At 70.7% G+C, this 18,230-nt stretch carries 15 protein-coding genes; 7 read left to right on the top strand and 8 right to left on the bottom strand.

Annotated elements, in window-relative coordinates; translation table 11 throughout:
• Positions 1-4: 4 nt before the first annotated feature.
• The 4 genes from tal to pgl are packed head-to-tail and all read left to right on the top strand — an operon-like array spanning position 5 to position 4,702.
• Positions 5-1,147, top strand: a complete 1,143-nt coding sequence (gene tal / locus ACHBTE_RS25535; RefSeq protein WP_394726409.1) for a transaldolase — start codon at positions 5-7, stop codon at positions 1,145-1,147.
• 5 nt (positions 1,148-1,152) lie between these two features.
• A complete protein-coding gene (zwf, locus tag ACHBTE_RS25530; RefSeq protein ID WP_394726408.1) occupies positions 1,153-2,691 on the top strand; it encodes a glucose-6-phosphate dehydrogenase in 1,539 nt (512 codons plus the stop codon).
• On the top strand, positions 2,688-3,923 hold the full coding sequence (gene opcA / locus ACHBTE_RS25525) for a glucose-6-phosphate dehydrogenase assembly protein OpcA (RefSeq protein WP_394726407.1): 1,236 nt from the start codon (positions 2,688-2,690) through the stop codon (positions 3,921-3,923). The genes zwf and opcA overlap by 4 nt, the downstream gene beginning before the upstream one ends.
• Positions 3,920-4,702, top strand: coding sequence for a 6-phosphogluconolactonase (pgl, locus tag ACHBTE_RS25520; protein WP_394726406.1), 783 nt, complete (start codon positions 3,920-3,922; stop codon positions 4,700-4,702). Before opcA ends, pgl begins: the two co-directional genes overlap by 4 nt.
• A gap of 73 nt (positions 4,703-4,775) precedes the next feature.
• On the opposite strand, the gene ACHBTE_RS25515 is transcribed toward pgl, so the two are convergent.
• The 5 genes from ACHBTE_RS25515 to ACHBTE_RS25495 form a co-directional block, all read right to left on the bottom strand.
• Positions 4,776-5,615: a carbohydrate ABC transporter permease gene (locus ACHBTE_RS25515; protein WP_394726451.1), complete on the bottom strand. Its 840-nt coding sequence runs from the start codon at positions 5,613-5,615 to the stop codon at positions 4,776-4,778.
• Positions 5,616-5,623: 8 nt separating this feature from the next.
• Positions 5,624-6,988, bottom strand: a complete 1,365-nt coding sequence (locus ACHBTE_RS25510) for an ABC transporter permease subunit (RefSeq protein WP_394726405.1) — start codon at positions 6,986-6,988, stop codon at positions 5,624-5,626.
• A 6-nt stretch (positions 6,989-6,994) separates the two neighbouring features.
• A complete protein-coding gene (locus tag ACHBTE_RS25505) occupies positions 6,995-8,332 on the bottom strand; it encodes an ABC transporter substrate-binding protein (protein WP_394726450.1) in 1,338 nt (445 codons plus the stop codon).
• A gap of 87 nt (positions 8,333-8,419) precedes the next feature.
• Positions 8,420-10,099 (bottom strand): glycoside hydrolase family 13 protein, encoded by a 1,680-nt coding sequence (locus ACHBTE_RS25500; protein ID WP_394726404.1) that lies wholly within the window; start codon positions 10,097-10,099, stop codon positions 8,420-8,422.
• 171 nt (positions 10,100-10,270) lie between these two features.
• On the bottom strand, positions 10,271-11,545 hold the full coding sequence (locus tag ACHBTE_RS25495) for an ABC transporter substrate-binding protein (protein ID WP_394726403.1): 1,275 nt from the start codon (positions 11,543-11,545) through the stop codon (positions 10,271-10,273).
• 124 nt (positions 11,546-11,669) lie between these two features.
• Between ACHBTE_RS25495 and ACHBTE_RS25490 the strand changes: the two genes are divergently transcribed.
• The 3 genes from ACHBTE_RS25490 to ACHBTE_RS25480 all read left to right on the top strand — a co-directional run bounded on the left by ACHBTE_RS25490 (position 11,670) and on the right by ACHBTE_RS25480 (position 15,370).
• Complete coding sequence (locus ACHBTE_RS25490; RefSeq protein WP_394726402.1) at positions 11,670-12,185, top strand: PadR family transcriptional regulator; 516 nt, start codon at positions 11,670-11,672, stop codon at positions 12,183-12,185.
• Complete coding sequence (locus ACHBTE_RS25485; RefSeq protein WP_394726401.1) at positions 12,182-12,976, top strand: ABC transporter ATP-binding protein; 795 nt, start codon at positions 12,182-12,184, stop codon at positions 12,974-12,976. Before ACHBTE_RS25490 ends, ACHBTE_RS25485 begins: the two co-directional genes overlap by 4 nt.
• 111 nt (positions 12,977-13,087) lie before the next feature.
• Positions 13,088-15,370: an FtsX-like permease family protein gene (locus ACHBTE_RS25480; protein WP_394726400.1), complete on the top strand. Its 2,283-nt coding sequence runs from the start codon at positions 13,088-13,090 to the stop codon at positions 15,368-15,370.
• 86 nt (positions 15,371-15,456) lie between these two features.
• Here the strand turns inward: ACHBTE_RS25480 and pgi are convergent, their stop codons facing one another.
• The 3 genes from pgi to secG all read right to left on the bottom strand — a co-directional run bounded on the left by pgi (position 15,457) and on the right by secG (position 18,180).
• A complete protein-coding gene (gene pgi, locus ACHBTE_RS25475) occupies positions 15,457-17,112 on the bottom strand; it encodes a glucose-6-phosphate isomerase (RefSeq protein WP_394726399.1) in 1,656 nt (551 codons plus the stop codon).
• A 299-nt stretch (positions 17,113-17,411) separates the two neighbouring features.
• Positions 17,412-17,747: an RNA polymerase-binding protein RbpA gene (locus ACHBTE_RS25470; RefSeq protein ID WP_003957010.1), complete on the bottom strand. Its 336-nt coding sequence runs from the start codon at positions 17,745-17,747 to the stop codon at positions 17,412-17,414.
• Between the two features lie 202 nt (positions 17,748-17,949).
• Positions 17,950-18,180 carry a preprotein translocase subunit SecG gene (gene secG, locus ACHBTE_RS25465; RefSeq protein ID WP_030951411.1) on the bottom strand — a complete coding sequence of 77 codons (231 nt, stop codon included), beginning with the start codon at positions 18,178-18,180 and terminating at the stop codon, positions 17,950-17,952.
• Positions 18,181-18,230 lie beyond the last annotated feature (50 nt).

Raw genomic sequence — 18,230 nt, 5'->3', positions numbered from 1 at the left:
TTCCATGACAGACGCACTGAAGCGCCTCTCCGAGGAAGGCGTCGCGATCTGGCTGGACGACCTGTCGCGCCAGCGCATCACGTCCGGCAACCTCGCCGAGCTGATCGACCAGCAGCACGTCGTCGGTGTCACCACCAACCCGTCGATCTTCCAGAAGGCGATCAGCGGCGGTGACGGCTACGAGCGGCAGGTCGCCGACCTCGCCGCCCGCAAGGTCACCGTCGAAGAGGCGGTCCGCATGATCACCACGGCGGACGTCCGGGACGCCGCCGACATCCTGCGCCCGGTCTTCGACGCCACCGACGGCCAGGACGGCCGGGTCTCCATCGAGGTCGACCCGCGCCTGGCCCACAACACCCGCGCGACCGTCGCCGAGGCCAAGCAGCTGGCCTGGCTCGTCGACCGGCCCAACACCCTCATCAAGATCCCGGCCACCAAGGCGGGTCTCCCGGCGATCACCGAGGTCATCGGCCTCGGCATCAGCGTCAACGTCACGCTGATCTTCTCGCTGGAGCGCTACCGCGAGGTCATGGACGCCTACCTGGCGGGCCTGGAGAAGGCCAAGGCCAAGGGCCTGGACCTGTCCAAGATCCGGTCGGTGGCGTCGTTCTTCGTGTCCCGCGTGGACACCGAGATCGACAAGCGCATCGACGCGCTCGGCACCGACGAGGCCAAGGCCGCCCGCGGCAAGGCCGGTGTGGCCAACGCGCGCCTCGCCTACCAGGCGTACGAGGAGGTGTTCGGCTCTGCCGACAATTCGACACAGTCCTCCGACCGCTGGAGCGCGCTGGAGAACGCCGGCGCCAACAAGCAGCGTCCGCTGTGGGCCTCGACCGGTGTGAAGGACCCGGCCTACAAGGCCACCCTGTACGTCGACGACCTGGTGGCGCCCAACACGGTCAACACCATGCCGGAAGCCACCCTTCAGGCCACGGAGGAGAAGGGCGAGATCACCGGCAACACCGTCGCCGGCACCTACGAGCAGGCCCGCGCCGACCTGGACGCCGTGGAGAAGCTCGGCATCTCCTACGACGACGTGGTCCAGCTGCTGGAGGACGAGGGCGTCGAGAAGTTCGAGACGTCCTGGAACGACCTGCTGAAGTCGACCGAGGCGGAGCTCCAGCGCCTCGCCCCCTCGGAGGGCTGATCCCTTTGTCACCCTTCACCGTCACGGAAGCGAACCCGCTTCGTGACGCCGCCGACCGACGGCTCCCGCGTATCGCGGGGCCGTCGGGCCTGGTGATTTTCGGCGTTACGGGCGATTTGTCACGTAAGAAGCTGATGCCGGCCGTTTATGACCTCGCCAACCGGGGTCTGCTGCCGCCGGGCTTCTCCCTCGTCGGCTTCGCCCGCCGCGAGTGGGCCCACGAGGACTTCGCCCAGGAGGTCCACGACGCGGTCAAGGAACACGCCCGCACCCCCTTCCGTGAGGAGGTCTGGCAGCAGCTCATCCAGGGCATGCGCTTCGTCCAGGGCACCTTCGACGACGACGACGCCTTCGAGCGGCTGCGCGGCACCATCGAGGAGCTGGACAAGGCACAGGGCACGGGCGGCAACTTCGCCTTCTACCTCTCGGTGCCGCCGCGCTCCTTCCCGGTGGTCATCCAGCAGCTGAAGAAGCACGGCCTGGCCGACCAGACGGCCGGTTCCTGGCGCCGCGCGGTCATCGAGAAGCCCTTCGGCCACGACCTGAGGTCCGCCGAGGAACTCAACCAGGTCGTCCACGAGGTCTTCGCCCCGGACCAGGTCTTCCGCATCGACCACTATCTGGGCAAGGAGACCGTCCAGAACATCCTGGCGCTGCGGTTCGCCAACACGATGTTCGAGCCGATCTGGAACCGGTCCTTCGTGGACCATGTGCAGATCACCATGGCCGAGGACATCGGCATCGGCGGCCGGGCCGGCTACTACGACGGCATCGGCGCCGCCCGTGACGTCATCCAGAACCACCTCCTGCAGCTTCTGGCCCTGACGGCCATGGAGGAGCCGGCCTCCTTCGACGCGGACGCGCTGGCCGCGGAGAAGACCAAGGTGCTCGGTGCCGTACGGCTGCCGAGGGACCTGGGCCGGGACACGGTGTTCGCGCAGTACGCGGCCGGCTGGCAGGGCGGCGCGAAGGCGGTCGGGTACCTCCAGGAGGAGGGCACCGACCCCAAGTCCAAGACGGACACCTACGCCGCGGTCAAGCTGGAGATCGACAACCGCCGCTGGGCGGGTGTGCCGTTCTATCTGCGCACCGGCAAGCGGCTCGGCCGCCGGGTCACCGAGATCGCGGTGGTCTTCCAGCGGGCGCCGCACTCCCCCTTCGACACCACGGCCACCGAGGAGCTGGGCCAGAACGCGATCGTGATCCGCGTCCAGCCCGACGAGGGCGTCACCGTCCGCTTCGGCTCCAAGGTGCCCGGCACGTCGATGGAGATCCGGGACGTCTCGATGGACTTCGCCTACGGCGAGTCGTTCACGGAGACCAGCCCGGAGGCGTACGAGCGGCTGATCCTCGACGTCCTGCTCGGGGACTCGAACCTCTTCCCGCGCACCGAGGAGGTCGAGCTGTCCTGGAAGATCCTCGACCCGATCGAGGAGTACTGGGACAAGCACGGCAGGCCGGCTCAGTACCCGGCCGGCACGTGGGGTCCCGTCGAGGCCGACGAAATGCTGGAGCGAGACGGACGGAGCTGGCGCCGGCCATGAAGATAGACCTCACGGACACCACCGCCAGCAAGGTCAACAAGGCGTTGGTGCAGGGCCGCCGGGCCATCGGTACACCGGCCGTGGGCATGGTGCTCACGCTGGTCATCGTGACCGACGAGGAGAACGCGTACGACGCCCTGAAGGCGGCGAACGACGCCTCCCGCGAGCACCCTTCGCGCACCCTGGTCGTCATCAAGCGGGTCTCGCGCTCGCCCCGGGACCGTACGCAGTCCCGGCTGGACGCCGAGGTACGGGTCGGCGCCGACGCGGGCACCGGCGAGACCGTGGTGCTGCGGCTGTACGGCGAGGTGGCCGACCACGCCCAGTCCGTCGTGCTGCCGCTGCTGCTGCCGGACGCGCCGGTGGTGGTCTGGTGGCCGGTGAACGCGCCGCTCGACCCGGCGAACGACCCGCTCGGTTCGCTGGCCCAGCGCCGGGTGACCGACACCTACGCCGCCGAGCAGCCGGTGCGGGAGCTGGCCGCCCGCGCCGAGACCTACACGCCGGGCGACACCGACCTGTCCTGGACCCGGATCACGCCGTGGCGCTCGATGCTCGCGGCGGCTCTCGACCAGGTCGTCTGCGAGGTGCAGGGCGTCGAGGTGGAGGGCGAGGAGTTCAACCCGAGCTGTGAGCTGCTGGCGATGTGGCTCGCGGACCGGCTCGGCGTCCCGGTGAAGCGGTCGCTGTCGGCGGGCCCCGGTCTGACGGCGGTCCGCATGGCCACCGACTGCGGCCCGATAGCCCTCGACCGCGCGGACGGCTCGCTCGCGACCCTCTCCATCCAGGGCCAGCCGAACCGTGCGGTCGCGCTGAAGCGGCGCGAGACGGCCGAGCTGATCGCGGAGGAGCTGCGGCGGCTCGACCCGGACGACACCTACGCCTCCGCGCTGCGGTTCGGGGTGGAGCGGCTGAGCTCCGGTCCGGTTCCGGCGGTGCGGGGTGCCGAGGCCGCGATCGCCAAGGCCGCGCAGGCCGTGGCGTTGGCGGAGGCCGCGGTGGCCCGGGCGGAGGAGACGCCGGCCGAGGCGCCGGGGTCCACGCAGTCGGAGCAGGCACAGGCGGGGCAGGCGCAGTCGGAGCAAGCGCAGGCCGGGCAGGCGCAGGCCGCGGGCGAGGGGGGATCGCCGGCCAAAGGAGAAGCGGTCGACACTCCCGTCGAAGCCGCTGCGAAAGCACCCGCGAAACAAGCGGCGGCGTCGGAACCGGTGAAGAGGGCGGCGGCGAAGTGAGCACACCTCAGCTGGTCGTGCACCACGACAAGGAGCTGATGGCGCAGGCCGCGGCGGCCCGGCTGATCACGAAGATCGTGGACGCCCAGGCCTCCCGGGGCTCGGCGTCCGTCGTCCTCACGGGCGGCCGCAACGGCAACGGTCTGCTGGCCGCGCTGGCGGCGGCCCCCGCCCGGGACGCCGTCGACTGGGGCCGCCTGGACCTGTGGTGGGGCGACGAGCGCTTCCTGCCCGAGGGCGACCCGGAGCGCAATGTCACGCAGGCCCGCGAGGCCCTGCTGGACGCGGTGCCGCTGGACCCGAAACGCGTGCACGCCATGCCCGCGTCGGACGGCCCGTTCGGCACGGACGTGGAGGCGGCGGCCTCCGCGTACGCGGAGGAACTGGCGAGGGCGGCGAGCCCGGAGAATCACGGCGCCGTCCCCACCTTCGACGTCCTGATGCTCGGCGTGGGCCCCGACACCCACGTCGCCTCCCTCTTCCCGGAGCTCCCCGCCGTACGGGAGACGGAACGCACGGTCGTCGGGGTGCACGGCGCCCCCAAGCCGCCGCCGACCCGTGTCACCCTCACGCTCCCCGCGATCCGTGCGGCGCGTGAGGTCTGGCTCCTGGCGGCCGGCGAGGACAAGGCCCGGGCCGCGGCGATCGCCCTGTCGGGCGCGGGCGAGATCCAGGCCCCGGCGGCGGGAGCGCGCGGGCGCTCGCGCACCCTGTGGCTCCTGGACGCGGCGGCGGCGTCGCAGCTGCCGCGGTCGCTGTATCCACCGGCGTCCGCCTGAACGGTCTTCGGGCCCTCGCTTCCCGGTGGAGCGAGGGCCCGAAGCGTCCGCGCGGCTCACCCGCGCCACCGCGCTACTTGACCGATCCGGCCATCACGCCCTGCACGAAGTGCCGCTGGAAGGCGAAGAACACGACCACCGGAACGATCAGTGACACGAAGGCGCCGGGGGCCAGGACGTCGATGTTGCTGCCGAACTGGCGTATCTGCGACTGGAGTTCCACGGTGAGGGGCTGCGAGGCGCTGTCGGCGAACAGCAGGGCCACCAGCATGTCGTTCCACACCCACAGGAACTGGAAGATGGCGAGCGAGGCGATCGCCGGGCGCCCCACCGGAAGCACCAGCCGCGTGAAGATCCGCCACTCGCTGCCGCCGTCCATCCTGGCCGCCTCCAGCATCTCCTTCGGCATCTCGGCGAAGTAGTTGCGCAACAGGAACACCGCGAACGGCAGCCCGTACGCCACGTGGAAGAGGACGACACCGGGAATCGTGCCGAACAGCCCCAGCTGGCCGAAGAGTTTGGCGACCGGCAGCAGGCCGATCTGCACGGGCACCACCAGCAGCGCCACCACGACCAGGAAGATCGCCTCCCGGCCGGGGAAGTCCAGCCAGGCGAAGGCGTACCCGGCGAGCGCCGCGAGGACCACCACCAGCAGGGTCGCCGGCACCGAGATCAGCACGGTGTTCCAGAATGCCTCGGTGATGCCGGCGTTGCCCAGCAGCGCCGAGTAGTTGTCGAAGGAGAGCTGGCCGGGGCTGGTGAACACCGTCCACCAGCCGCCCTTCGCCGTGTCCTCGGCGGACCGCAAGGACGACAGGAACAGCCCGGCCAGGGGTGTCATCCACACCAGTCCGACCACGACGAGGAAGGCCTGGACGAGGCCGTTGCCCAGTCCGCGGCGGACCGTGTTCATGGCCGCGTTCATCGCTGACTCCTTCGGAAACGGCGGACGTTGAAGACCATGGCGGGGATCACGAGCAGCAGGAGCAGGACGCCGAGCGCGCTGCCCAGGCCCTGGTTGTTGCCGCCGCCGAACGACACCAGCCACATCTGTGTCGCGAGCACGGTCGCGTCCTCCTGCACCGGCCCGGGCGCGATGATGTACACGAGGTCGAAGACCTTCATCACATTGATGACGAGGGTGATGAACACGACCGTCAGCACCGGTGCCAGCAGCGGCACCGTGATCCGCCGGAAGATCTGCCACTCGTTCGCGCCGTCCATCCGCGCCGCCTCCAGGGCGTCCCGGGGGAGGGTCGACAGACCCGCGCCGATCAGGACCATGGCGAAGCCCGTCCAGATCCACAGATACGCCCCGATGATCGCCGGGGTGACCAGCGTGGGCCCGAGCCAGGAGATGCCCTCGTAGGGCGGGGCGAAGTTCGAGGCGGGCAGTTTGACGGTGTACGACCCGTCGTCCAGTCCCTCGAAACGGAAGGAGCCGTCGGACGCGGTGGTCGTCGAGGCGACCGTCTTGCCGGCCTGCACCGCTTCGACCGTCATCTCCGGCAGGCCGCTCTCGCGCCGGTCGATCTTGCCCTGCTGCCCTCCCCCGCCGGGTGTGAAGTCGAGGTACACGACCCCGCGCAGCTCACCCGGGCTCGCCTTGGTCCCCGTCGCCGCGTAGGCGGGCTCGGCCCCGTCGGGCAGGTCGGCCGGGAGCACGCCGACCAGGCCCAGCGTGACCGCGTCACCCGGAGAGGCGCTCGCGCCCAGGCGGTACGAGCCGTCCGCCGCCTTCGTCAGGTCCTGGCCGTCGCGCGCCCGGGCCGTCGGATAGGTCGACGAGCCCTGGAACGCGTCGTGCACGGAGACGGCCGCCGCGTTCAGCACGCCCTTGTCCGGTTCCTCGTCGTACGCGAGCCGGAAGATGATGCCGGCGGCGAGGAAGGACACCGCCATCGGCATGAACAGCAGCAGCTTGAACGCCGTGGCCCAGCGGACCTTCTCCACCAGCACGGCCAGGATCAGGCCGAGTCCGGTGAGCAGGGCCGGGGCCACCACCACCCAGATCGTGGTGTTGCGGATCGCCTTGAGCGTCGCCGGGTCGCGGAACATCTCGGTGTAGTTCTCGCCGCCCACGAAGCGGGTGCCGGAGGCGTCGAAGAAGCTGCGGCCGACGGAGAACAGCACGGGGTAGACGACCAGGGCGCCCAGCAGGAGCAGGGCGGGGAAGACGAAGAGCAGGGCGATGATCTTCCCGCGCCGCCGCGAGCGCCGGGAGCGTGCCTTGTCGGCGCCGGCGGCGGGCGTGGGACTCGCCTCTTTCACGAGTGTGGCGGTCATGACGGGTCAGCCCTGGTCCTCGTACGCCTTGGCCGCCGCGGCCTCCAGCTTCGCCGCGGTCGCCTTCGGGTCGGAGGGGTCGCGCAGGAAGTCCTGGAGGAGCTTCCACTCGCCCGCGCCCTTGGTGCCGCCGAAGGCGGCCGGGGCCTGGTCGGACATGTCGAAGCGGACCGAGTCCGAAGCGCCCGCGGCGATCAGGGACTTGGCGGTCTCGCGGGTGACGTCGTCGCCGTATGAGGCGAGGTCGACGTTCTTGTTCGGGGAGAGGAAGCCGCCCGCCTCGGCCCACACGGCGGCGGCCTCCGGTGTGGCCAGGTACTCCAGGAGCGCCATGCCGGCCTTCTGGTTCTTGCCGTCCTTCAGGACGACGGCCGCGTCACCGCCGCTGACCACCGGCGCCTTGCCGCCGCCGACCGCCGGGAACGGGAAGAAGTCCGCGTCCTCGCCGATGCTCTTGCCGAACTGGTCCTTGGCGACACCGGCGACGAAGTCGCCTTCGTAGACCATGCCCGCCTCGGGCTTCGGGCCGAACACCTTCTCCACCGAGCCGGGGAAGTCGGTGTTGAGGGCGCCCTTCTGGCCGCCCGCGATCAGCTGCTTGTCCTTGAACAGCTTGCCGAGGGTGGTGAGCGCCTCGACGACGGACGCGTCGGTCCACTTCAGCTTGTGCGCGGCGAGGGCGTCGTACTTCTCGGGGCCGGCCTGGGAGAGGTAGACGTTCTCGAACCAGTCGGTGAGGGTCCAGCCGTCCTGTCCGGCGACCGAGAACGCGGCGAGGCCGGAGTCGGAGACGGTCTGTCCGGCCTTCAGCATGTCGTCGTACGACTTCGGTGGCTTGACGCCGGCCTGGGCGAGCGCGTCGGGGCTGTACCAGACGGTCGACTTGTGGGCGGCCTTGAAGTACAGGCCGTAGAGGGAGCCGTCGACGCTGCCGTAGTCCTTCCACACGGGGGCGAAGTTGGCGTCCACGGACTTCTGGGCGGTCTTGGACAGCGGCTGGAGCCAGCCCTTCTGCGCGAACTGCTGGAGCACGCCGAGCTGCGGGACCATCACGACGTCGGGGGCATTGCCGCCCTCGATCTTGCTGCCGACGACCGTGGAGACGTTGTCCCCGGTGGACGTGAACTGGGTCTTGGCGCCGGTCTTCTCGGTGAAGGCGTCCAGCACCTTCTGGAAGTTCTTCTGTTCGGTGCCGGACCAGACGCCGGCGACGGTGATCGTCTGACCGCTGAGCGCCTTGTCGCCGCCGCCCGCGGAGACCGGTCCGCCGCCGCAGGCGGTCGCGCCGAGCGCCAGGACGAGTGCGGTGCAGCCGGTGAGCAGGGTGGTACGTCGTCGCATCATCATCGATGTCCCTTCGGGGATGGGAAAACTGACGGTTGATCGGGCCTTGCGAACAAAAGGGGGTGGACAGGGTCAGGGAGGGCAGGGTCAGACGGCTTCGGGGGCGTCCCCGTCGCTCATCCACCAGGCCGCGGTGGAGCCGGGCAGCACACCGGCCGGGCAGGGGCCGCTCGACAGCAGCGGGCTGCCGGAGGCCGGTGCGGGGACGGGGGCCGTACCGAAGTTGACGGCGCAGACGAGGCCGTCGCCGCGGGTGAAGGCCAGGACGCCGGGCGGGCTGTCCAGCCAGCGCAGCGTGCCCTCGCCCAGCTGGGGCAGCGCGGCGCGCAGCTGGAGGCCGTCGCGGTACAGGTGCCAGAAGGAGCGGGTGTCGGCGAGGGCTCGGTCGGTGGCGTACTCGGCGAAGTACTCGGGCTGCGGCAGCCAGGGCTTGGCGCCCTCCACACCGGAGGTGAAGCCGAACGGGGAGGCCTGTCCCGACCAGGGCAGCGGCACCCGGCAGCCGTCGCGGATGCGGGCGCGGCTTCCGGTGCGGTGGAAGATCGGGTCGGTGAGCACGTCGTCGGGCAGGTCGACGACCTCGGGCAGGCCCAGCTCCTCGCCCTGGTAGATGTACGCCGCTCCGGGCAGCGCCAGCATCAGCAGCGCGGCGGCGCGGGCGCGGGCGGCGCCGAGGCCGCTGCCCTCGGTGGCGGGTTCGCCGTAGCGGGTGACGGTGCGGACCTGGTCGTGGTTGTTCAGGACCCAGGTGACCGTGGAGCCGGTGCCGGCGATGTCCTGCATGGCCTCGGTGATGACCTTGCGGAAGGCGCCGGCCTCCCAGGGGGCGCTGAGCAGGTCGAAGAAGAAGGCCTGGTGGAGCTCGTCGGAGCGGACGTACCGGGCGTGCTCGCGTGCGGTGGGGACGGAGACCTCGCCAACCAGGAGGCGCTCGCGGCCGTCACGGGCGGTGTAGTCCTCGCATATGGAGCGCCACTGGCGCCACACCTCGTGCACCTCGGGCTGGTTCCAGGCGAGCGGGTTGACCGAGTCGCGGGTGCGGGCGTCGGCCTCCGGGTCGTCGGAGTCGGGCAGCTCGGGGTGCTTGTAGAGGCCGGCGGCGACGTCGATGCGGAAGCCGTCGACACCCCGGTCCAGCCAGAACCGCAGGACCCGCTCGAACTCGGCGCCGACCTCGGGGTTGCGCCAGTTCCAGTCGGGCTGCTCGGGGGTGAACATGTGCAGGTACCACTGGCCGGCCTGCCCGTCCGCCTCGGTCACCCGGCTCCACGCCGGGCCGCCGAACATCGCGTGCCAGTTGTTGGGCGGCTCGGCGCCGTCGGGGCCGCGGCCCTCGGCGAAGTGGAAGCGGGCGCGGGCGGCGCTGCCCGGCTCGGAGGTCAGCGCCTCCTCGAACCACGGGTGCTCGCTGGAGCAGTGGTTGGGGACGATGTCGAGCAGCACCTTGATGCCGAGCCGCCGGGCGGCGGCCACCAGCAGGTCGAACTCGGCGAGGTCGCCGAAGACCGGGTCGACGTCGCAGTAGTCGGCCACGTCGTAGCCGTGGTCGTGCTGGGGCGAGGGATAGAAGGGGCTCAGCCAGATCCCGTCGACGCCGAGCTTCTTCAGGTACGGCAGTCCGGCCCGGACGCCGGCGAGATCGCCGACACCGTCACCGGTGCTGTCGAGGAAGCTGCGGACGTAGACCTGGTAGATCACCGCGTCACGCCACCAAGGGTGCCTGTTCAACCCATTGACCTGTCTCTGAAGAGGGCAGCAGTTATGCATGCATGTTAAGTAGACGTGTCGCGAGGGTGTCAATGAACTGGACGCAAGATACCGAGCGGTCTGCCCTTTATGTCGGTACTTACCCACCCAAGACGGCGAGAGAAGAGACCGTGGCGTTACTTAACAAGTAACTAGAGGGAGGAGTCCACCGGGGCGGAATCGGCCGAGCGTCTAGCGCGAGGAGACCGCATCGAGCTCTCCCGCCAGTCGGCGCACGGCCGCGGCGGGCGTCTGCCGCCCGGCCATCGCGTCGTGCACGACCGCCTGGACCACCAGGCTCACCTGGTCGTAGCGGGGGCTCTTGGGGCGCGGGGCGGCCGTGCGCACACTCTCGCGCAGGGTCGGCAGATACGGGAACTGCCGTACCAGTTCGGGATCTTCGTAGATGTCGGCGCGCACGGGCGGCAGCGCACCGCGCGTGAGGACCTGGCGCTGGACGCGCTCGCTGGTGAGATAGGCGATCAGCCGGGCCGCCGAGTCGGGGTGCCGGGCATGGCTGCTGACCGCCAGATTCGAGCCGCCCAGCACACTCGTCCCGGGCCCGTCCGGCCCCGGCAGCGGCACGGCACCGATCTTCCCGGCGACCGGCGAGCCCTGCGCCGAGGCGCCGACATAGGCGTACGGCCAGTTGCGGAGGAAGAGCAGGCGTCCGTCCTGGAAGGCCCGCTTGGACTCCTCCTCCTTGTATGTGAGCGCCTGCTTCGGTATCCAGCCCTCGCGCACCCCGCGGGCCAGAAAACCGATCCCTTCCCGGGCCGCCGTGGAGTTCACCGTGACGCGCTCGCCCTCGTCGCCGAGGATCGTGCCGCCCGCCGAGTAGACGGCCTCGGCGGCGTTGACGGTCAGCCCCTCGTACGGCAGGAACTGGCCCGCGTAGCCGTCCAGGCCGTACTCGGGCGCGATCGTGCGCGCCGCCCGTTCCAGCTCGGACCAGGTGCGCGGCGGGTCGACGCCCTCCTTGTCGAGGATGTCCTTGCGGTACAGGAGCAGACCGGCGTTGGTGACGTACGGCACCGCGTACAGCTGTCCGTCGTAGGTCGCCGTGTTCACGACCCGCGGCAGGAAGGTGTCCACCGGGAAACGGTCGCGGGCCAGGGGGCGGATCCAGCCGTGCGCCGCGAACTCCGAGGTCCAGCTGACGTCGATGTTGAGGACGTCGAAGCGGCTGCGGTCACCGTCCCGCAGGTCGGTGGCCATCTGCGCCTGGGTCTCGTCGGCGGAGTCCGGCAGCTCGACGAGAGTGACCTTCTCGCCGGGGTGGGTGCGGTTCCAGCCCTCCAGGACGGAGCCGAGATAGCCGGTGAGATCGCCGGCCGTGGCCAGAGTCAGCGGGCCCCTGCCCTCCGCCGCCAGGCCCCTGCCGGGGCCGACGCCGGAGGCGACCTGACCGGTCACGATCACGACAAGGACAAGAAGGCCCCTACCAGCGGCGTGGATCCACCGCATAGGTTCCTCCTTGCACACCGGCCCCAGGCATCTTTGCCCGGAGTCAGAGGCCATGTATACCTGTTAGGTATGCGCGATACTAGGCCTCGCGGCACATTACCCAGATGCGAGGAGGAGAGCACGAGTGCGGCTGCCCCTCCTGGCGCTGCTGGCACGTGGACCGGCCCACGGGTACGAGCTCAAGCAGGACCTTGAGCAGACGCTGGGCTCCGCGTACCCTCAGCCGAACGTCGGCCAGATCTATGTGACCCTCGGCCGCCTCGAGAAAGCGGGACTGATCGAGGGCGAGGACGTGGCGCAGTCCAGCCGGCCCAACAAGAAGGTGTACCACCTCACCGAAGCCGGACGTGAGGCGCTGCGCGTCTGGTTCGAGGAGCCCGAGGACGAGCCGCGGGTACGGGACGAGTTCTTCATGAAACTGGCCCTGGCCCCTCAGACCGGTCTCGCCGACCAGGTCGCCCTCATCAACAGACAGCGGCGCCAGTATCTGAACACCATGCGTCAACTGTCGAAGCTCGCCGCCACCGAGAACCGGGACAACCGCATCGCGCAGCTGCTGATAGAGGGCGCGATGCTGCACCTCCAGGCCGATCTCGACTGGCTGGAGCGGTGCCAGGAAGAGCTGGAGGAGCTGGAGTGAGCGACGATTCCGCTCCTGGGCGGCGCGCGGACGGCCCGGTGCCGGCGGCCGAGAGTCCGGTGCTGCGGGCCGAGAGCCTGGTCAAGACGCATCACGGCGAGGGCGCCCCGGCGCATGCCGTGCGGGGGGTCGATCTCTCCGTCCGGCAGGGCGAGTTCGTGGCCGTCACCGGTCCGTCCGGCGCCGGCAAGTCGACCCTGCTGCATCTGCTCGGCGGGCTTCAGCGGCCCGACGGCGGCAGCATCTGGCTGGACGGTGAGTGCGCCGACGCGTGGAACGAGGCCCGCTGGGCGGTCGAGCGCAGGAAGCGCATCGGGATCGTCTTCCAGTTCTTCAACCTGGTCTCCGACCTCTCCGTCGCCGACAACGTCGAGCTGCCCGCCCTGCTGGCCGGCGTCCCGCCGAAGCGGGCGCGTGCCGAGCGGTCGGAGCTGCTGGGCGAACTGGGGCTCACCGGCAAGGAGCGCAGCATGCCGGGCGAGCTGTCCGGTGGCGAGCAGCAGCGGGTCGCGCTGGCCCGTGCGCTGGTCAACCGGCCGCCGCTGCTGCTGGCCGACGAGCCCGCCGGCAGCCTGGACAGCAAGGGCACCCGCGAGGTGATGCGGCTGCTGTCCCGCTTCCACCAGCGCGGCCAGACCATCGTGCTGGTCACCCATGACGCCCGGCTGGCCAGTGCCGCGGACCGGGTGATCAGCTTCTTCGACGGCCGGATAGCCGACGACGCCGAGCTGGACGCGGGCACACCGCCGCGCCGGGCCGGCATCTCGGGTGTGCTGGAGCTCAAGGACTGAGATGCGGGTCTACGACGACTGCCCGGCCCTCGGGCCCACTTCCGGGCCGACTTGCGGGCCGGCTCCTGAGCCGGCCCTCGAGCCGGCTCCCGGGCCGAGGGGCTGAGGCCCGTGCGAGCGACCCTGCGCTGGGCACACTCCGATCTGCGCACGCATCGCGGCGAGGCGCTGTTCCTCGTGCTCGCCACGGCCGGGATCGTCGTCTCCCTGCTGCTGGCGACGGCCCTCTTCGGCTACGCCACCAACCCGTGGCAGCGCGTCTTCACCCAGGCGCACGGCGCGCATGTGTGGCTGCACACCGGCTCCTCGGCCGACACCGGGAAGCTCGCGGAGCTGGGCGGCGTCGATTCCGTCGCGGGCCCCTACCCCACCGCGTCCACCACCCTGACCTCCCAGGGGACCCGTGCCTCCGTCGAACTGCGCGGCACCCCCGACCTCCCCGCCGTCGGCCGCCCACTCCTCACCTCCGGGCACTGGCTGGACCCCGCGAACCGCGACGGCGTCGTCCTGGAGACGCGGCTGGCCCGTGCCCTGCTGACCGCGCCCGGCGAGACCCTGACCCTGCCCGGCACCGGCCGGACCGTGACCGTCCTCGGCACCGCCGACAGCGCCGAGCGCCGCTACCGTCCCGGCGAGCAGCCCGGGCTCGTCTGGGCGCTGCCGTCGGCGGTGCGCGACCCGGGCGGCCAGGTCATCGGGCTGCGTCTGTCGGACCCCGAGGACACGGACTACGCCGTCCAGCGCGCCGTGACCGTGCTGGGCGCCGGCGCCGTCGACGAGGTCGCCACCTGGAAGCAGGCGCGTGCCGAGGCACAGGGCGACAACCGGCTGCTCGGGCAGGTGCTGGGGCTGTTCGGACTGGGGGCGCTGGCCGCCGCCGGGCTCGCGGTGCACGGCGCGATCGGCACCCGGATCCGCGGCCATCTGCGGGACATCTCGGTGCTGAAGGCGATCGGGTTCACTCCGGGTCAGGTGGTGCGCGTCTTCCTGGTGCAGCATCTCGCCTACGCGTTGCTGGGCGGTGTGGCCGCGGCGGCCCTCCTCCAGGCCCTCGGCAGCCGGATCCCTGGGCGGCTCGGGGACGCGGTCGGGGTGTGGCAGGGGCTGCCCGGGCACACCCTGGCGTTGTTCGTGGTGCCGGTGGGGGCGGTGCTGTTCATCGGCGCGACCACGGGGCTCGCCGCCTGGCGGGCGGGACGTGTACCGCCGGTACCGCTACCGCGTCCGGCGGCCCGGCTCGGTGGCCGGCTGTCGGAGGTGGCCCGGCGGGCACTCGGGCTGCGGCTGCCGCCCGCGCTGGTGCTGGGCTGGCATCGGGCGTTCACCCGTCGCCCCAGGTCGCTCGCCACGGTCGCCCGGCTCACGCTGCCGCTGCTGCTGATCGTGGTCGCGCTGAGCGCGTGGACGACCATCGACCGTTTCGACAGCAGGCCCGAGCAGATCGGCCGGCCGACCGCCCTGACCGCCCACGCCGACCCCGCCATGCCCGACCGGGACGCCCGGGCGGTGCTGGAACGCGACCCGGAGGTGGCCGCCGCCTACCCGGGCGTCGAGGTCGCCGCCCTGGTCCCGGGCCAGACGGCGACGATCGCCTTGCGCGGCCTCGGCACCAGCCAGGACCCCTACCCGTACGCCCTGGCGGAGGGCCGCCCCGCCGAGGGGCCGGACGAGGCGGTGGCCGGGCAGGGGCTGCTGGATCTGCTGGACGTGCGGGTCGGCGACTGGGTGCGGATGACGGTCGGCGACCAGCCGCAGATCCTGCACATCGTCGGCCGCAGCATCGAGCCGGAGAACGCGGGCCGGGTCATCTCCACCTCCCTGGACACCCTCCGCGAGAACGACCCGGACCTCGGCCCCACCCTCTACGAGCTGCGGCTCGAACCGGGTGCGGACCCGGCCCGGGTCGCCGGGAGACTGACCGAGGCGGGGCAGGGTCACCTGGATGTGAACACCGCGCCGAATCCGGCCGAGGGCCTGACCGCCCTGCGCGCGGTCGTCGTCGGCCTGATCGCCGTCCTGGCCCTCATCGGGCTCATCGAACTTCTGACGGCGATCGGCGGCACCGTCCGTGAGAGCGAGCGCGATCTGCTGGCCCTCAAGGCGATCGGCCTGTCCCCGCGGCAGATCACCGGGATCACCGTCACCTCCACGGCGTGCACGGCCCTGGCCGCGGTCGTCATCGGCACGGCACTGGGCGCCCCGCTCGCGAACTGGCTGATCGACGCCCAGGGCAGATCGAGCGGCATCGGCGCCGGGATCGCCCAGGGGCCGCCGGTCGCGTACCTGTTCCTGTTCGCCGCCGCCGCGGTCCTCGGCGCGGCGGCCCTCGCCGCCGTCCCGGCCTCCCGCGCGGCCCGCCACCGCCTCGCGGACACCTTGAGCGCGGTGACCTGACCGACCCGGCGTCCGACTCACCGGGTGCCCGACTCACCGGGAGTCCGACACCGGGAGTCCGACACCGCGCTCACTGCCGGCCGCGGTCACTGCCGGCCGCGCAGCTCCCGGTACTTGGCGACGAGTGCCTTTGTCGACCCGTCCAGCCCCGGCACCTCGGCGCCCTCGGTCAGTGCCGGCTCGACGCGCTTGGCGAGGACCTTGCCGAGCTCCACGCCCCACTGGTCGAAGGAGTCGATGTTCCACACCGCGCCCTGCACGAACACCTTGTGCTCGTACAGCGCGATCAGCTGGCCCAGCACGGACGGGGTCAGCTCACGCGCGAGGATCGTGGTCGTGGGGTGGTTGCCCTTGAACGTCTTGTGGGCGACCAGCTCCGCGGGCACCCCCTCGGCCCGCACCTCCTCGGGCGTCTTGCCGAACGCCAGCGCCTGCGTCTGCGCGAAGAAGTTCGCCATCAACAGATCGTGCTGCGCCTTGAGTTCCTCGCTCATCTCGGCGACCGGCTCGGCGAAACCGATGAAGTCCGCCGGGATCAGCTTGGTGCCCTGATGGATCAGCTGGTAATACGCGTGCTGCCCATTGGTACCCGGCGTGCCCCACACGACCGGCCCGGTCTGCCAGTCGACCTCCTGACCGTCCCTGCCGACGTACTTGCCGTTGGACTCCATGTCCAGCTGCTGGAGGTACGCCGTGAACTTCGACAAGTAGTGGCTGTACGGCAGCACCGCATGCGACTGGGCGTCGTGGAAATTGCCGTACCAGATGCCCAACAGGCCCAGCAGCAGCGGCACATTGGACTCGGCGGGCGCGGTGCGGAAGTGCTCGTCGACGGTCCGGAAGCCGTCGAGCATCTCCCGGAAGCGGTCCGGGCCGATGGCGATCATCAGCGACAGCCCGATCGCCGAGTCGTACGAGTACCGCCCGCCGACCCAGTCCCAGAACTCGAACATGTTCGCCGGGTCGATGCCGAAGTCGGCGACCTTCTCGCCGTTCGTCGACAGCGCGACGAAGTGCTTGGCGACGGCCTCCGGGCCCGCCTTCAGCTCGCCCAGCAGCCAGTTGCGGGCCGAGGTGGCGTTGGTGATCGTCTCGATGGTGGTGAAGGTCTTCGAGGCGACGACGAACAGCGTCTCGGCCGCGTCCAGGTCGCGGGTGGCCTCGTGCAGGTCGGCGCCGTCGACGTTCGAGACGAACCCGACCGTGAGATCGCGGTCGGTGTAGCTGCGCAGCACCTCGTACGCCATCGCGGGGCCGAGGTCGGAGCCGCCGATGCCGATGTTGACGACGTTCCGGATGCGCTTGCCGGTGTGGCCGGTCCAGGCGCCCGAGCGGACCCGCTCGGCGAAGTCGGCCATCTTGTCGAGAACGGCGTGGACGCCCGGGACGACGTTCTCCCCGTCGACCTCGACCACCGCGTCACGCCGTGCGCGCAGCGCGGTGTGCAGGACGGCGCGGTTCTCGGTGGTGTTGATCTTCTCGCCGCGGAACATGGCGTCCCGGAGCCCGAAGACGCCGGTGGCGGCGGCGAGCTCGCGCAGCAGCCGCAGGGTCTCGTCGGTGACCAGGTGCTTGGAGTAGTCGATGTGCAGGTCACCGACGTCCAGCGTGTACCTGGCGCCGCGCTCGGGATCGGCGGCGAACAGCTCGCGCATCCGGACCTCGCCCAACTCCTCGCGATGCTCGGCCAGCGCGGTCCACTGGGGCGTCCGGTTGAGCCTGGTACGGCCGTCTGCGTTCATGTCCGACTTCAGCCTTCTTTCGTGCCTGATGCTGCTGTTCCAACCTAGTTGATCAGCGGGTGACGTGAGTCGTCGTCGCGTCGTCGTCCGATGCAACAACAGGTACGTCGGTCTTGCTCGCAGGTATCAACGAGGTGACGGCCAGGGCGAACGGCAGGAGGCGGCGATACGGAAGGCGGAGGCGAGGGCGCCCATGCCGAAGTCGCACGGCAGCGTGGCCGCGCGGCATCGCCCGCGGCACACGTTCGTGCGTACGGATCCGGCCGGGCACCTGTGGGTGCCCGGCCGGACCTCAATTCCTAGATTTCGCCCCGCAGTTTGGCGAGCGCCTCGGCGAGGATCGCCTCGCCGTCCGCGTCGCTGCGACGCTCCCGTACATACGCCAGGTGCGTCTTGTAGGGCTCGGTGCGCGGCGGGTCCGGCGGGTTGTCCCGGTCCTGTCCGGCGGGGAAGCCGCAGCGCGGGCAGTCCCAGGTGTCGGGAACCTGCGCGTCGCTGGCGAAGCTGGGCTGCGTCTCGTGCCCGTTGGAGCACCAGAAGGAGATGCGCAGACGCGGTGCGGACTCGCCGCGCTCGGCCTCGCCCATCGGCCCCGCCCCGACCCGGCTTCCTCGGATCGCGTTGCCACTTGCCACGGTCGTAACTCCCTGCGTGATGGTGCCGCGAAGCGAGTCGGCGTTCCGCTTCGCTGCGAGCGCCTCAGTCTACGTAAGGCCCAACGCGCGTCCAGTGATTGGAGTTACAGAACCCTCACACCAAGACGCAAGCCCCATGATAGGCCGCGCTCAACGGCGCGTACCGAAACATGGGGCCTTACGTGCGGAATGTGCGTGCTGGTCAGTTGTTCACCTTCATCATGATGCCGAGTACGACAATGCACGCGAACCACAGCAAACCGACCACAACGGTGATCCGGTCGAGGTTGCGCTCGGCGACGGAGGAACCACCGACGGACGACTGCATGCCACCACCGAACATGTCGGAGAGGCCGCCGCCCTTCCCCTTGTGCATCAGCACCAGCAGCATCAGCAACCCGCTGAAGACGATCAGGGCGATCGAGAACCCCAAAACCACGGCTGGACCAACTCTCTCGGACTCGGATGGACGACGGGGGCACA

This window comes from Streptomyces sp. M41, assembly GCF_043673425.1.
In the GTDB taxonomy this organism is placed as follows: Bacteria; Actinomycetota; Actinomycetes; order Streptomycetales; family Streptomycetaceae; genus Streptomyces.
The sequence above is the reverse complement of the archived record's forward strand: the minus strand, read 5'-3'. Positions and strand labels throughout refer to the sequence as shown.